Here is a 14,748-nt window from a genome sequence, read left to right as displayed (position 1 = left end):
AGAAAACGAATTTTAAAAATGCGAGTCCAGTAGCGACTCGCATTTTTATATTTAAAGGCATTTTAGATTAGACTGTTAAGAATTTCATAAGTTTTTCTTGATCAAGAAGGTTACCAACGAAGAATGCACCGAACTCACCGTAGCGAGCTGAAACTTCATCAAAACGCATTTCATATACTAATTTTTTGAATTGTAGTACGTCATCTGCAAATAGTGTTACGCCCCATTCATGATCGTCGAAGCCAACAGAACCAGTAATAATTTGTTTAACTTTACCAGCATAGCCACGACCAATCATACCGTGAGAACGCATTAGAGATTTGCGCTCATCCATTGAAAGCATATACCAGTTGTCATTGCCTTGACGACGCTTATCCATTGGATAGAAGCATACATGCTTAGCACGTGGAAGTTCAGGATATAGACGAGCACGAACATGTGGATTTTGGTAAGGATCTTCGTCTGAATCACCCGCTAAATAGTTAGAAAGCTCTACAACAGATACATATGAATATGTAGGAATTGTAAAATCAGCAATCGCCAATTTATTGAATTCAGCTTCAAGCTCTTGTAGCTCATCCATTGTTTCACGTAATGTCATAATCATAAAGTCAGCTTTTTGACCAACGATTGCGTAAAATGCATGGGCACCTGTTTTAGCGATATCAGCTTCGTTTAATTTTTCTAAATATGCAATGAATTCTTCTACTGCTGCTTGACGTTCTTCAGCAGAAACTAGTTTCCATGAAGCCCAGTCGATTGAGCGAAAATCATGTAAAGCGTACCAACCATCTAAAGTAATTGCTGCTTCATTCATTATTAAAAACACTCCTTTATAAGTGAATAGCATTCAAATTTTAGTTTATCATAGTTTGTACAAATTCCCTAAGTTCATGATTGCATTTCACGAATTTGACACCTTCCATAGATAATGTATTCTAAAGAGAAGAGATGTAAATAGAGGAGCTCCAATCATGAAAAGTATTTTACAACAGCCAATTTGGCGTCTTTACGATCAATCCATTAGTGCGAAGCAAAGATCGCCACTTGAATCATTTGCAACAGACGATACTTTATGTCAGCTAGTTGGACAATTAGCCTCTCCACCAACTATACGTACATGGGTACATGATGCATCTGTTGTGCTTGGTATTCAGGATCACCGTTTACCATATGTGCAGCAGGGCATGGATTTGCTCAAAGCACGTGGCTATGATCCTATTGTACGCAATTCAGGCGGATTAGCAGTTGTCCTGGATGAAGGTGTCCTGAATATTTCTATAGTTTTATCTGAACAAACGGAAGCACTAAGTATTAATGATGGCTATGATGTAATGGTAGCTCTAGTAAAGGGATTATTCCCTGAAGTAGCGGATCAAATTGAAGCCTATGAAATTGTAGGCTCCTATTGCCCGGGATCCTATGATTTAAGTATTGCAGGAAAGAAATTTGCTGGTATTTCTCAGAGACGCTTACGTCAAGGTGTAGCAGTGCAAATTTATTTATGTATTGAAGGAAGCGGTTCAGATCGAGCTGCACTCATTCGTGACTTTTATGAGGAAAGTCTTAGAGGGGCGGAAACAAAATTTACGTATCCTAATATTGTCCCTGATGTGATGGCGTCATTATCTGAACTTATGGATACATCATTAACAGTGGAAGCCGTTGTTATTCGTTTACAGCAGCTTCTTAACACTATGGCAGAAGAAGTTCGAGTTGGATCTTTTCATGATGAAGAATTAACGCTATATGCATTTTATTTACAACGAGTTTTAGACCGGAATAAGAAAATGCTTGAACCAAAGTGATGAAGTGAAACCTTTAATCAGTAGGGATCCTTCATAAATGCTGTCCAAAGAAAAAAGCGATGCTGCTAATTAAGCGCATCGCCATTTTCTTGAAAAGGGCTACTTACAACAAGATTTCCGTTTTTCTCCATTTTGAAAACAGGTGCAATTCGTTCTTCCTCTTCATCTAGTGTTACTAGTCGTCTAGCGCGATTCATAATTTGTACAAATTGCTCGTAATCTTTTCGAATAGCTCTATTTTCCTCTTCAAGCTGTGTAACGGTCTTCTCTAGTTTTTTATTTTTCTCAGATGTTACGTGTACTAGTTGTCTCCATTTTGAAGACTCATTGCCTATTTCACCAGAGTGCTGTAAACGTAGTAAATAGGCTATGACAATATCAAGATTTAATGCAGAAAGAGGAATTGATTTACCCTCCGCGGCACTACTATTAACTGTAAACATACTAGAAGCACGGCGTCTTGCTGGAGCTCCTAACACTCGCATTCTTTCTTTTCTTTCTTTTTTGGCTTCTGATAATTGTTCCTCGTATTCTTTACGAACAACAGCATTCCAACGAAAACCACATGCAGCAGCAGTACGATTTAAAGCATCACCCGCTTCTTCAAAGGCATTTAATTGTGTACTACCTTCCGTCACATGGCGAATTACCGCCTCTGCTAATAATTCATCGTTTTCTTCTAACCAAGCATCTTGTCTTACTTTACTCATATTAAAATCCTCCCACCTTTATTTGGAACTTTTATTTACTACTAGCATGACCAATCTTTTAACCTTTTATTCATCTATGTGGAAGGAATTATGCTTGAATACAAGGGGAAAAATGCGATACAATACCCGATGTAGGTTTGTACGTATGCTACATACTTAAATATGTGAAAGTCATACGTTCCATAGAAACGATTTTTAGATTAAAAAAATACTATATAGAAAGGGTTGTTGACAAAATGGCAAACGAATTTAAAGTTTGCGATGAATGTCAGGCCGTTAACTTAAAAACGTTAATTCCAAAATTAAAGGAAATCGATCCTGATGCAACCATCGAAATTGGCTGTCATTCCTATTGTGGCCCAGGACGTAAAAAAACATTTACCTTTGTAAATAGCCGTCCTGTTGCTGCATTAACGGAAGAAGAACTAATGGAAAAGGTTTTAGCAAAGTTAAAGAAATAAGCAAAACAAAGCGCTATCTTCACTAGTCTAGTTGGAGATAGTTTTTGTTTTTTCCGTACATCTATAGAGTCATCGGAGCGACGGATAAAAGATTTAGAGCGACGGATAGACCTCGAGGTGACGGAAAGAAGAGCCAAAGCGACGGATAGAATCATCGGAGCGACGGAAAGAAGAGTCAAGGCCATCAGGTGACGGAAAGAAAAGCCAAAGCGACGGATAGAACGTCATAAAGTGAGGGGCGAGAAGCTTTATTTTCGCGCCATCTCTTGGAAATTAGGTCAATAGAAACCTAAAATAAGACGAGAATACAGTGAGTTAGGTTGATAGTCTCTATAATTAAAAGGGAATATGTATGCTAGTCCTATATAAATCGCATATAATAGAACAAATAGGAAACGGAGGTGCTGTACAATTGACACATTATGCAAAAGCTAAATTACAAGAGGAAAAAGTATTCAAGGACCCAGTGCATCGCTATGTGCATGTACGGGATCAAGCGATTTGGGATCTAGTTGGTACGAAAGAATTTCAACGATTACGTCGAATTCGCCAGCTAGGTACAACGTTTTTAGTATTCCATGGTGCAGAGCATAGCCGCTTTAGTCACTCACTAGGCGTTTACGAAATTGTACGCCGCATAGTAGATGATATATTTGCAGGTCGTCCTGAATGGGATGAAGGTGAACGACTGCTTGTGCTTTGTGCAGCCCTATTACATGATTTAGGGCATGGGCCATTTTCACATGCTTTTGAAAATGTTTTTGAGCTGGATCATGAATTTTATACAAGACAAATTTTGCTTGGCGATACAGAAGTAAATGCAGTATTAAAAAAAGTATCGGCTGATTTCCCGGAGAAAGTATCACAGGTAATTGAAAAAACATATCCAAATAAGCAGGTCGTTAGTTTAATATCGAGTCAAATAGACGCTGATCGTATGGACTACCTACAGCGTGATGCTTATTTCACTGGCGTAAGCTATGGTCATTTTGATATGGAACGTATTTTAAGAGTGATGCGTCCACGAAAAAATCAGGTCGTTATTAAGGCGACGGGCATGCATGCGGTAGAGGATTATATAATGAGCCGCTATCAAATGTACTTGCAAATTTATTTCCACCCAGTATCTCGCAGTGCAGAGGTTGTTTTAAATAATATTTTAAAACGCGCTAAGCAACTAAGCTTGACAGGCTACAAATTTAAGCACGAGCCTACACACTTTTTAGCATTTTTCCGCAACTCAATTACGCTTGAGGACTATCTTGCATTAGATGAGAGTATTCTTTTTACATATTTTCAGCTTTGGATGCAAGAGGAAGACGCTATATTAAGTGACTTAAGTCGCCGTTTTGTTAATCGAAAGCTATTTCAGTACATCGATTTAGATCCAGGTGTAGAGCTAGATAAATATCAAAAACTACAAGAACTCTTCAAACAAGCTGATTTAAATCCAGAATATTATCTTGTCCACGATACGACAGCAGATTTACCTTATGATTTTTATCGACCAGGAGAGGAAGAAGTGCGAGTTCCTATTTTCTTAGAAATGAAAAATGGAGAACTACGAGAGCTATCGCGTGAATCTATTATTGTAGATTCGATTTCTGGTCGCATGAAGCGAGATCATAAAGTATATTTCCCACTAGATTTCTTAGAGGACAACAGTATCCACCCCGTTGTGAAGGAACAAATATTAACCTTACTTCAAGGACAGGGGAAAAATTAATAAAAAAATTTTTGTGTATAAAAATGTGTATATAAAATACTTGAATTAAATAGTATTTCAACATAACTATAGTGAAAAACAGTGAAAATACTCTATTAGAGATATTTTCGCTGTTTTTTTGTTGTGTATAAAAATGAAAAAAGTGGAAAATATATAGAATTTTTTAGATTTTTTTAAATAGAAAGTCCGTGATTGTTTAGAAATTGTTTAGTATCATCTCTTATAATGAGCCTAAAACCCTAAGGGAGGTGAGGCCAATTATTGGAGGTGTCACAAAAGTACTATGTATACATTCAAATTGTACATCGAACATACATAAGTCATCATGATTGCCTATTCGAAGTACTTATTAAAATGTATGACGACAGCTGAATAGAAGGAAAGAGAGACCAACCTATGTTTGTGTACCTTTACAGAAAGGATGCATCGTCGTCAGCAAACATCAACAGGTATTCTCTGAACTTAGAAAAGGAGAGAAACATGAAGAAATTAAAAAAAATAAACATAGCAATTATCTTAATGCTACTCGTATTCCAAACAGTGCTTTCACCGATATCGGTGTTTGCAGATGAAGATACTTCTTCAACATTGCCAGAGCAACAAGCAGGTACTGAACAAGAAGCTGGCACAAACAACGTAGAATCTAGTGGTAATGCTAGTACCACAAATGGAGAAACAAGAAGCGCAGATGATAAAAATCCAAGTGCAGATGAAAAAAACCAAAGCGCAGATGAAAAAAACCCAAGTGCAGATGGTAAAAACCCAAGTGCAGATGGTAAAAAACCAAGCACGGATGATGAAAATCTAAGTGCAGATGATCTTGAGGGAGAAGGGGCAGATGCTGAAATACCAGTAGAAGGTAAATCACCACAGCTATTGAATGCACCAATAATACCCGGTCTACCTGTTGATAGAGAAGACCCTAATTTTAAAGAGACAATCACTTTAAAAATTAATGATGCAGAAGTTTCTGAAACATCGGCACAAGGTAAAGTTGGAGATAAAGTAGAATTTAGAGTGGATTTAAGTTTAATCCCAGGTCACCAATATAGTGCAGGGTCAACTTTAACTTATACATTGCCGAGTCAGTTTGCAGGTCTAAGTGGAGACACACCTTTATATTATCAAGGTACGTTAATTGGTAACGTAGTGGTTTCAGGGCAAACTGCTAAACTTACATTCACAGATGCAATTCGTGATGAAACTAATGCTGGTACAATCGTAGAAGATGTTTATTTCACTATTAAAGGTAAACTACAATCAGTAGGTAATGATTGGTTACAGAATATCGAAGTGCCAGGATTCCAGACAATTTCACTGAATTTCAAACCAGCTAATAGCGGTCAAACAATTACTAAATCAGGTACAGCAGACCGTGATGGTCAAAACAGTGAATTGATTACATGGGTAGTAGATGTCAATACAAACTTAGATGTTAATACAGGCACTGGTAATACAACATTTACTGACACATTATCAGGTCAGCATAGCTTTGAAGGTAGCCCAACTGTAACAGAATTAAGTATTTCTCCAACGGGGGCTATAACAGTAGGTAACGAATTAACACCAGCACCAACGACAACAATTAGTGGTAATACAATGTCAATTGACTTACCTAATAAGGAACATACAGGTTACCGTATTACTTACACAACAAAAATTGGTGACCCAGGTAATGTTGATAAAACAGAATTTGGTAACGTTGCTAATTACAATGGAACACAAACAAAAGAAATAAAAGTACCTGTTAAATTCGGTACACCTTTAGAAAAGTCAAGTTCAGGTCCAAATATTGCTGACTTAACAACAGAATGGACGATTAAATACAACTTTAATAAACGTAATATTCCAGCAGCCCAAGCAGTATTAACTGATACATGGGACGATACTCAAATCTTAGCTGGAGATGTAGAGGTTTATGACGAAAATGGCACTCCTGTTACTGGGGAGTATAAATTAATTCATAATGGAACAAATGGTTTTATATTGTCATTTAATAGCAATGTAACAGGCGCATATGTTATTAAATACAAAACAAAGCCTTCTGACGGTGTATATCCAACAAAGAACTTAACAGTAACAAATACAGTTACTCGTGCGGATATTACTGATTACACAGATCTGAAAAATATTGCATATTCTACTTATCAAAAGAAAGCTCTAATATTAGCCAAATCTCCTACGGGCGTTGACTATCAAAACAAAACAATGTCGTGGAAGATCGTGGCGAACCAAGCGAAATATGCGTTGAAATCAGGTACAACATTTGAAGATACGTATGATGGTTCGTTACTAACATTAAAAGATGGTTTAACTGTTACTGTTGATGGTGCTGATTTTACAGAATTCACTTTAAATACAACAGTAGTTGATGGTAAAGAAACAGGATTTATTCTTGAATTGAATAAAGATGTTAGTGGTGTAATTGAAATTAAGTATACAACAGACTATGAAATTAAGGATGCTGGTACAAATACTCGTATTTACACTAATACTGTGAAATTGAAAGACACTGGGGTATTCACAGCGGAGTCGTTTGATTCAGCAACGCAAACAATTAAAGATGAACAAAAAGCAAATGGTAAGAAAGATGGTTATTACGATTATGAATCAAAAACATTCCATTGGGATGTTGAGCTAAACTTTAACTACAATGAATTCAAGGAAGCGGTATTTAAAGATACACTAGATCCTTCTCAAAAAGTGACTGGTATTACAGTAACTGAAGGTACATTAAATGCAGCAGGACAATTTGTACCAGGCTCAACAAAAAATATTCCTAATACTTCAGGTAACGATCATGAAATTGTACTTGAATTAGGACCGATTAAAGGACCTTATAAGGTGACGTATACATCAGTAGACGCTGATGATGTATTCCCACACGGTTCAGACATTATAATTAGTAATAAAGCAGCATTGTATGAAGGAACAAGTACTAAACCAAACGCAGAATGGAAGAAAGATGTACCGGTTTCTCATACTAAGAAAATCTTAGATAAAACAGGAAATCAAGTAGGTACTTCACCGCAAGTTAACTGGAATTTTAAGTTTAACTATGCGCAGTCACAGTTAAATAACATTGTTATTACGGACGCTGTAGGTAAAGACAGCGAAGGTAATCCAAACCAATTGATCTTAAAAGATTCATTTGAAGTATATGAAATGAATTTTAAAGGGACTAATTCAACACCAACTCGTGGTCAAAAAATTACTTTATCAGATGCTAATATAAATGTTGATATTGAAAAAGGTACATTTACATTAAAATTACCTGATGGTGATAAAGCCTATTATGTTACGTACTCTACAGTATTTATGGGAGCTTCAGGTGAGAATTTAAACAACACAGTAAATGTTGCTTATACTAGTAAAGAGGGTAATCAAGGCACTGATGTGTTTAATAAAGCAAACTTCACTTATGATGGTGGTGGTAAAGTTGGTAAAGTACCATTCGTCATTATTAAAACAGATGCAGCAACAGGTCTACCAATGGAAAACGTTAAGTTTGACTTAAAAGGGCCATACACAGGTAACACAGTGTTAGCGTCAAAAACAACAGATGCAGATGGCTATTTAGACTACGGCTTAAAATTAGCGCCAAGTACTGCTGGTAAGAAATATAAAGTAATTGAGGAAACACAGCCAGGCTATGAACCATTAACAAAAGAGTTTGAACTTGATGCAAAAGAAATAGAAACATCAGGTAAGTATGCCGGTTTCCAAGTGATTGAAATTGAAAACAAACCATTAAGTGGTTTAGCGTGTACAGAATTTGAATTAACAGTATATGATATTGACGGTGAATTAGTTAATGGAACAGTAACATTAGTAAGTAAAGTCACGGGTTTATCAGAAGATCATATCATTAAAAACGGTAAAGCTACTTTTACTCCAGACCAAGTTAAAGCAGGTCAGTACGATGTTGTTTATGATGGTGTAACGATAAAGACGATTACAGTTGAGTACAATGACAAATGTATGGAGAGTATTCAACCAGCACCTAAGTGCGATAACTTCACAATCGTGGTTGAAGATACAGAAGGAAATATCCGTACAAATATAAAAGAGTTAACTTTAAAATCGGGTACTAAAGAAGTAAAGATGTCACCTAATGCGTCAGGTAAGTTTATTTTTGAGTCTAATAAAAATAATCCTAGTAATGGCTTAAAGCCAGGTGAGTACGCGGTGTACGAAGGTAACCAATTCTTAGGAACAGTAACTTTAACGTACACAGAAGACTGTGGGCATGAATTTATTGTTAAACAAGCACCAAAATGCGAAAAGTTTGAACTAACTGTAAAAGATGTGGATGGTAATAATATTACTGAGGGTACTTCAACAATCGTTGTTAAAGATACTGATGGTAACGAAATTATTAACACAACAACTACAACAGGTGTTATTGAATTAACTAATTTAGAACCAGGTACTTACACAATTGAAGTAGATGGTGAAGAAATTGGTACATTCGAAACAAATATCGAATGTAAAAAATCAGTTCAACCAGCACCAAAATGCAAATTATTTACATTAACGGTGAAGGATGAAAATGGCAAACCACGTCCTAATGTTAGCAACATCACAATCAAAGACAAAACAGGGGCAATTATTGCTACAAACCAAACAACAAATGAGTTAGGTCAAATTACCATTCAACCTAAAGAAATTCCTTCAGGTGAATATAGTGTATATCAAGGTGATCTATTCATTGGTCAAATAACAGTTAAATATTCAGTTAAATGTGAAGCAGAAGTATCAGCAGCACCTGCATGTCCTTCATTTACATTAACTGTACAAAATAAATTTGGAACGCCTAATGCGAATGCAAAGATAACAGTAAAAGATGCTAATGGTAATATCGTTAAAGGTGTAGACAACAGTGAAGTTCTAACAACTAGTGTTGTTGGAACGGTTTTATTGCCAAACGAAGCTATTAAACAAGGTACGTACTATGTATATGAGGGAAGTGGTTTAATTGGCTCATTTACTGTAAAAGATACATGTTCTGCATTAGTAAAACCAAAACCTGATCCAGGTCCAAACCCTGGCCCAGGTCCAAATCCAGGCCCAGGCCCAAATCCAGATCCAGAGAAACCAGTTGATCCAAACAAACCAAATCCAGATCCAGAGAAACCGGTTGATCCAAACAAACCAAATCCAGATCCAGAGAAACCGGTTGATCCAAACAAACCGAATCCAGATCCAGAGAAGCCAGTTGATCCAAACAAACCAAATCCAGATCCGGAGAAACCAGTTGATCCAGAAAATCCAGGTAACCCAACAACAGATTCGAAAAACCCAACAAATCCTGGAAAACCTGAAACAACTAAACCATCTGTACAAGAAGTCATTGATCAAGGGAAAGACTTAAAGCCATACAATCCTTCTACAGCAAATAAAGACACTTTAGATGCATATAAGGATTTCCTCGATAAATACAACAAGTTATCTAAAGAGGAACAGGAAGAAGTAGCAAAATCTCTTGATATTGACAAAATCAAAGCAAATGCTAAAGAAATGGAAGCACAGTTAAAGGCGCAAGGCCAGCTGCCACAAACAAATGGAGCAAACCAAACGGCTCTTGCACTAATTGGTGTAGCTCTTGTTCTAGGTGCATTATTCTTATTGCGTCGTCGCAATACAGAAGTGAAATAATTTTCAATAAGAAAACCCCAAGATTATAAAATCTTGGGGCTTTTCTTATACTAAAAAGTCTCTGATAGTTTTGCTGGTGCTTGGTCGAATGGATATTGCTCGATAAAATCTGCTTGAACGGCAAGTCGTTTCGTACCTTTATCAGCGCATGTCACGAGGGTTAAGATAGTTTTGTCAGGGATGTCATCAATAACATAAATATCCGTTGCAGCGATGATTTCCTTAGTCGTTATTTTGTACTCATAAATATACGTTAAATCCGTTAAATAAATCGTATCTCCTATGCTCGCTTTGTATAAGGGGCCAAATAAAATATCTTTTTCCTCAAAGTAATGACCTGCTAATGCGTAGTTTCCTTGTCCAATTTTTTGATTAGGCTTCATTGTGCCTGCTCCAACGGCAAGAGAGGCATTCCCAACTCCTTTGACGATAGGAAGTTTCATCCCAACACTAGGGACAGCGATACTACCAATGACAGGCATTTTATTTGCGGTTGTTTGGGCTTTTAAAACTTCTGCAATGGATAGAGATTGCACTGCATCAAATTCAAAATCGGCATCTGCATTATTGTTTTTTTCAATATCCTCTGCACTGTAATCAGTTGTATTTAGTTGTTTACTCAAGTGAGCGATGATTGCATTTTGAATGGGATTAATAAAAATAAGTAAGAGGCCAACGATGAGCATACAAATGAGTAGTGACAGTTTAAATTTATTCATTTATAGATCACATCCTAGTATTGAAATTACGAGTTGCCGGCAGAAGGTCAAGTTCCATCACTAGAACTGGGAGAATCGCCGGTAGAAGGTCAAATTCCGCCGCTAAAACTGAAAAACGCCGATAACAAGGCAATTACAGCATTCCAAATGTTGTAAAGCACTCGTAAAGTTACCATACGTTAAAAATGGGTAGAGCTTTATGTGCTCTACCCGTTCTAATCTTTATTTATCACTGAAGCGCACGCCTGCAACACCGATATGGTTTTTAGGCATTTCTTCGATGAAAACTGTTACGTTTTCTGGTGGCGCGTCTACTGTACGAGAAACGGCTTCGGTTACTTCTTTTACTAGTGCACGTTTTTGTTCGTCTGTACGACCTTCAAGCATTTTCACTGTTACGTATGGCATAATATTGCCTCCTTTATTGAATAATGTTGTATAGTAAGTTTATAAGAAAGTATATAAACTTCTTACTTGTATGTAGGCATTTGCGCAATGCCAGTGTCGCTATCATTACGGCGCTAATGCGCTTAACTATGCTTTACTTTTATAATAGCAGAATGGAGGTAGTTAGAGTATGGCAAATGAAGAAAAACCAAAACAAAAAATGGGCTTTACTATTATCAAAAATGACCCAACAGATGGACATAAGGGATTTGGTATCGGTTCGCTTTCACTAGAAAACGTATCGCCAGTCATTATCGATATAGAAGAGGGGACGGCATCAGTTGAAATCGGTGCTATGCATGCTCGCAGTGATGTGGAACGAGGTATTAAATTTACGACAGATCGTGCTGATTCAGAAGGTGGGAAACCGTATTGGTTAGTGTGGGTGACAATAGACCATAAAGCGGATGGACCTTACTATGCGGGTGTAACAGCGTGTGAAATGGTAGTCAATCGAGAAAAACGTCGTGGCTATAAAATTTTAGCTGATCATGTGAATAGAATGGATAAATCTATGAAGCGTTATATTATTGTAGAACATATGGATGCACGATCTAAAAAGGTGTTATCTTCTTTCCTAGAAGAGCTTAATCCGGACTTGTGGGCACGTAGTGAGGAGCAATTGCGTCAAGATTTATTTGTTTAATAGACCTACAATGATTGAACAATCTGTGACATTTCATGTTCGCTTTCGATATAAGGTTGAAAGTGGGTTTGAAACAAAGTAAACTTGATAAAGAGCTTACATTTTAGTAAGCTAGGACACTTGGTTCTGCGAATGTGATGAGCGCTATGCGGCATTTGAACAACCCAAACCCAAGCCAAATGCCCCATGATGCTCATCTACTTCGCGAACCATAAATAAAAAGAAAAGCTTTCTGTTCCCACGGACACGTCTCCGGGGAAGAGAAAGCTTTTCTTTTTTGTATATGTCTGTTACTTTGTCGAGAGCCTTCGTTAATTGAAACGTTTGTACCTAATAAAGGTTCCACATGATTCGTTAATTTTTGAAAATAGAGAATGGAAGCATGTTCCAGAAATTACCCCATGTATTGGTATCGAGAATATCGAAGTTTGAACATTTTTCAGTTGGTACATCTTTCGCATCCATATAGACGAGACGTTGTTTAGGGCAGGCATCTGTTGCTAACTTACCTGATTCAATATCGATGACCACACCTTTAACGTCTTTAGGCTTTGCAAAATCTTCGTTCTTTGTACCTTTATTGACAGCCTCCATAAAGTCAATCCAAATTTGCTTTGTAGATGCAGTATCTTCTCTTTCCGTTAGATTTTTTCCTTGGTCATAGCCGTTCCACACGCCGGCAGTTAAGCTAGGTGTAAATCCAATTAGCCACTGATCGCTATTTGTAGAGCCAGATTTTGCTGCATACGTATGCGTCATGCGAGAGCGAATGCCAATCCCTGTAGCTGGAGAATAATCGCTAAAGACTGGATCGAAAATACCTGTCATCATTTCTGTTAAGATATACGTATTTTCTTTTGAGAGAACTGTCTCATCTTCATTACTAACTTCTTTATTTTCGTAGATGATATCGCCATTAGCATTTTTAATAGAAACAATAGTAGTAGGAGTAGTTTTTTTACCCTGCGATGCTAAAATATTATAAGCATTCGTCATTTCATATAATGTTGTTTCGGTCGTTCCAAGTGCGATGGATAAATTGTCCTTAGTACCGATATTCACGTTGAAGCGATTTGCCATATTGTGAAATGCTTTAAATCCAATCTCCTCTAAAGTTTTAACAGCGTAAATATTATCAGAAATAGCGATAGCTTGTGCCATTGACATATCATGCTTTGCAAATTGACCGTTAACATTTTTTGGTGAATATGTGGCACGTCCATGATCATAAGTGAAAGTCGTCTCACCTACATTTAAATATGTTAAAGGTGTATAACCATTTTCTAAAGCAGCCGCATATAAAATAGGTTTAATGGTTGAGCCTGGCTGACGTTTTGCCTGTGTAACTCTGTTAAATGAACTTGTAGCATAGTCACGACCTCCAACTAATGCTGTAACGGCACCTGTTTTGGATTTCATACTAACAAAAGCAGTTTGGAGATCATCATTAGGCATATGTTTGGCTACAGCTCCTTCTGCTGCCTTTTGGTGTTCTAGATTAAGAGTTGTCTGGATAGTCCAGCCACCTTCACTAATATCGAGATTTTTTGATTTCAAAATTTCACTAGACTCTTGCCAGGCTACGTCTAGGAAAAATGGTGCAACAGATTTTGTGGCTACCCAGCTATCACTCTTTAAGACAAGCTTTTCACTTTCTGCACGTGTTTTTTCATCTTGCGTAATAGCACCTTGATCGGTCATCAGTTTTAAAATAACGTGTTGGCGATTAGTTGCCTTATCTAAATTGACAATAGGGGAGTAAATACTTGGCCCTTTTGGAACCCCAGTTAACATTGCTGCTTCCGCAAGTGTTAAATCTTTTGCAGATTTTCCGAAATAAAATCGACTTGCAGCTTCTACGCCGTACATACCATGGCCATAGTAAACAGTATTTAAGTAGCCTTCCAGTATTTCATCCTTATTATAAAAAACTTCTAATCTATAAGCATATAGTGCTTCATTTAATTTTCGTGTCCACGATTTCTCATGTGAAAGATATAGATTTCGAGCATATTGTTGTGTAATTGTACTTGCTCCTTGAACCTTACCTCCAGCCTTAAGATCCACTAATAATGCACCAGCGATACGAGAAAAATCCAAACCGCCATGCTTATAAAAATCTTTATCCTCAACAGCTACTACTGCTTGCTTTAAATAGGGGGACATCTCATCGAGACTAACCCAATAACGTCGTTCATTCGTAAAGTGATCCCCAATTTGGTTCTCATTTTCATCTAAGAAAATAGAGGCTTTAGGTACGGTTAAAGGTGGGGCACCAGCCACTTGAACATAGACGCGTAAAGCTATAAATGCTACTACAATTGCAGATGTAAAGGCGATAAAAAGGGTAAGTGCTTTACGCGTACGCTTTACACGCTTTTGTTTACGTTGATAGCTTTTTCTCTGCATCCGACTTCACCTCGTTTTCTCACACTTGCGTATAGTATGTGTCTGAACATTCATATTTAATCGAAATTATTGGTAAAAACTATTGCACTTTATTCAAAAACATCTATACTTTTTTTGTACTGTTTGAAATGCTAGCGTTCGACAAAAGAATGCCACCTTGTAGA

At 37.1% G+C, this 14,748-nt stretch carries 10 protein-coding genes; 5 read left to right on the top strand and 5 right to left on the bottom strand.

Features of this window, described 5'->3' with window-relative positions:
- Positions 1-67: 67 nt before the first annotated feature.
- Entirely contained in the window at positions 68-817 is a 750-nt protein-coding gene (gene hemQ, locus ACQKOF_RS08080) for a hydrogen peroxide-dependent heme synthase (RefSeq protein ID WP_427555273.1), read from the bottom strand.
- 157 nt (positions 818-974) lie between these two features.
- Here hemQ and ACQKOF_RS08075 point away from each other — a divergent pair, with 157 nt between their 5' ends.
- The gene (locus tag ACQKOF_RS08075) at positions 975-1,808 is read left to right on the top strand and encodes a lipoate--protein ligase family protein (protein ID WP_427555271.1); all 834 of its coding nucleotides are present in this window, start codon (positions 975-977) and stop codon (positions 1,806-1,808) included.
- A gap of 65 nt (positions 1,809-1,873) precedes the next feature.
- Here ACQKOF_RS08075 and ACQKOF_RS08070 read toward each other — a convergent pair whose 3' ends face one another.
- Complete coding sequence (locus ACQKOF_RS08070; RefSeq protein ID WP_370048160.1) at positions 1,874-2,518, bottom strand: RsfA family transcriptional regulator; 645 nt, start codon at positions 2,516-2,518, stop codon at positions 1,874-1,876.
- Between the two features lie 236 nt (positions 2,519-2,754).
- Between ACQKOF_RS08070 and ACQKOF_RS08065 the strand changes: the two genes are divergently transcribed.
- The 3 genes from ACQKOF_RS08065 to ACQKOF_RS08055 all read left to right on the top strand — a co-directional run bounded on the left by ACQKOF_RS08065 (position 2,755) and on the right by ACQKOF_RS08055 (position 10,363).
- Positions 2,755-2,979: a DUF1450 domain-containing protein gene (locus ACQKOF_RS08065; RefSeq protein WP_049667962.1), complete on the top strand. Its 225-nt coding sequence runs from the start codon at positions 2,755-2,757 to the stop codon at positions 2,977-2,979.
- 352 nt (positions 2,980-3,331) lie between these two features.
- Complete coding sequence (locus ACQKOF_RS08060) at positions 3,332-4,705, top strand: HD domain-containing protein (RefSeq protein WP_427555269.1); 1,374 nt, start codon at positions 3,332-3,334, stop codon at positions 4,703-4,705.
- Positions 4,706-5,185: 480 nt separating this feature from the next.
- Complete coding sequence (locus tag ACQKOF_RS08055; protein WP_427555267.1) at positions 5,186-10,363, top strand: collagen binding domain-containing protein; 5,178 nt, start codon at positions 5,186-5,188, stop codon at positions 10,361-10,363.
- A gap of 50 nt (positions 10,364-10,413) precedes the next feature.
- Here the strand turns inward: ACQKOF_RS08055 and ACQKOF_RS08050 are convergent, their stop codons facing one another.
- Both ACQKOF_RS08050 and ACQKOF_RS08045 read right to left on the bottom strand, forming a co-directional pair.
- Complete coding sequence (locus tag ACQKOF_RS08050) at positions 10,414-11,082, bottom strand: class A sortase (protein ID WP_427555265.1); 669 nt, start codon at positions 11,080-11,082, stop codon at positions 10,414-10,416.
- A gap of 222 nt (positions 11,083-11,304) precedes the next feature.
- Positions 11,305-11,490, bottom strand: coding sequence for a 2-hydroxymuconate tautomerase (locus ACQKOF_RS08045; protein WP_370044727.1), 186 nt, complete (start codon positions 11,488-11,490; stop codon positions 11,305-11,307).
- Positions 11,491-11,659: 169 nt separating this feature from the next.
- On the opposite strand from ACQKOF_RS08045, the gene ACQKOF_RS08040 reads away from it, so the two are divergent.
- Positions 11,660-12,175: a YwhD family protein gene (locus tag ACQKOF_RS08040; RefSeq protein WP_427555263.1), complete on the top strand. Its 516-nt coding sequence runs from the start codon at positions 11,660-11,662 to the stop codon at positions 12,173-12,175.
- 354 nt (positions 12,176-12,529) lie between these two features.
- On the opposite strand, the gene ACQKOF_RS08035 is transcribed toward ACQKOF_RS08040, so the two are convergent.
- Positions 12,530-14,584 (bottom strand): transglycosylase domain-containing protein, encoded by a 2,055-nt coding sequence (locus ACQKOF_RS08035; protein WP_427555261.1) that lies wholly within the window; start codon positions 14,582-14,584, stop codon positions 12,530-12,532.
- Positions 14,585-14,748 lie beyond the last annotated feature (164 nt).

The organism is Lysinibacillus sp. NPDC093190, assembly GCF_050280425.1.
Taxonomy (GTDB): Bacteria; Bacillota; Bacilli; order Bacillales_A; family Planococcaceae; genus Lysinibacillus.
Note: the sequence above shows the minus strand (reverse complement) of the source record. Positions and strands in the feature narration are given on the sequence as shown.

Excerpts from the sequence above, each read along its gene's own strand:
- hemQ (WP_427555273.1), bottom strand. The coding sequence starts at position 817 with ATGAATGAAGCAGCAATTACTTTAGATGGTTGGTACGCTTTACATGAT.
- ACQKOF_RS08075 (WP_427555271.1), top strand. The coding sequence starts at position 975 with ATGAAAAGTATTTTACAACAGCCAATTTGGCGTCTTTACGATCAATCC.
- ACQKOF_RS08070 (WP_370048160.1), bottom strand. The coding sequence starts at position 2,518 with ATGAGTAAAGTAAGACAAGATGCTTGGTTAGAAGAAAACGATGAATTA.
- ACQKOF_RS08065 (WP_049667962.1), top strand. The coding sequence starts at position 2,755 with ATGGCAAACGAATTTAAAGTTTGCGATGAATGTCAGGCCGTTAACTTA.
- ACQKOF_RS08060 (WP_427555269.1), top strand. The coding sequence starts at position 3,332 with ATGCTAGTCCTATATAAATCGCATATAATAGAACAAATAGGAAACGGA.
- ACQKOF_RS08055 (WP_427555267.1), top strand. The coding sequence starts at position 5,186 with ATGAAGAAATTAAAAAAAATAAACATAGCAATTATCTTAATGCTACTC.
- ACQKOF_RS08050 (WP_427555265.1), bottom strand. The coding sequence starts at position 11,082 with ATGAATAAATTTAAACTGTCACTACTCATTTGTATGCTCATCGTTGGC.
- ACQKOF_RS08045 (WP_370044727.1), bottom strand. The coding sequence starts at position 11,490 with ATGCCATACGTAACAGTGAAAATGCTTGAAGGTCGTACAGACGAACAA.
- ACQKOF_RS08040 (WP_427555263.1), top strand. The coding sequence starts at position 11,660 with ATGGCAAATGAAGAAAAACCAAAACAAAAAATGGGCTTTACTATTATC.
- ACQKOF_RS08035 (WP_427555261.1), bottom strand. The coding sequence starts at position 14,584 with ATGCAGAGAAAAAGCTATCAACGTAAACAAAAGCGTGTAAAGCGTACG.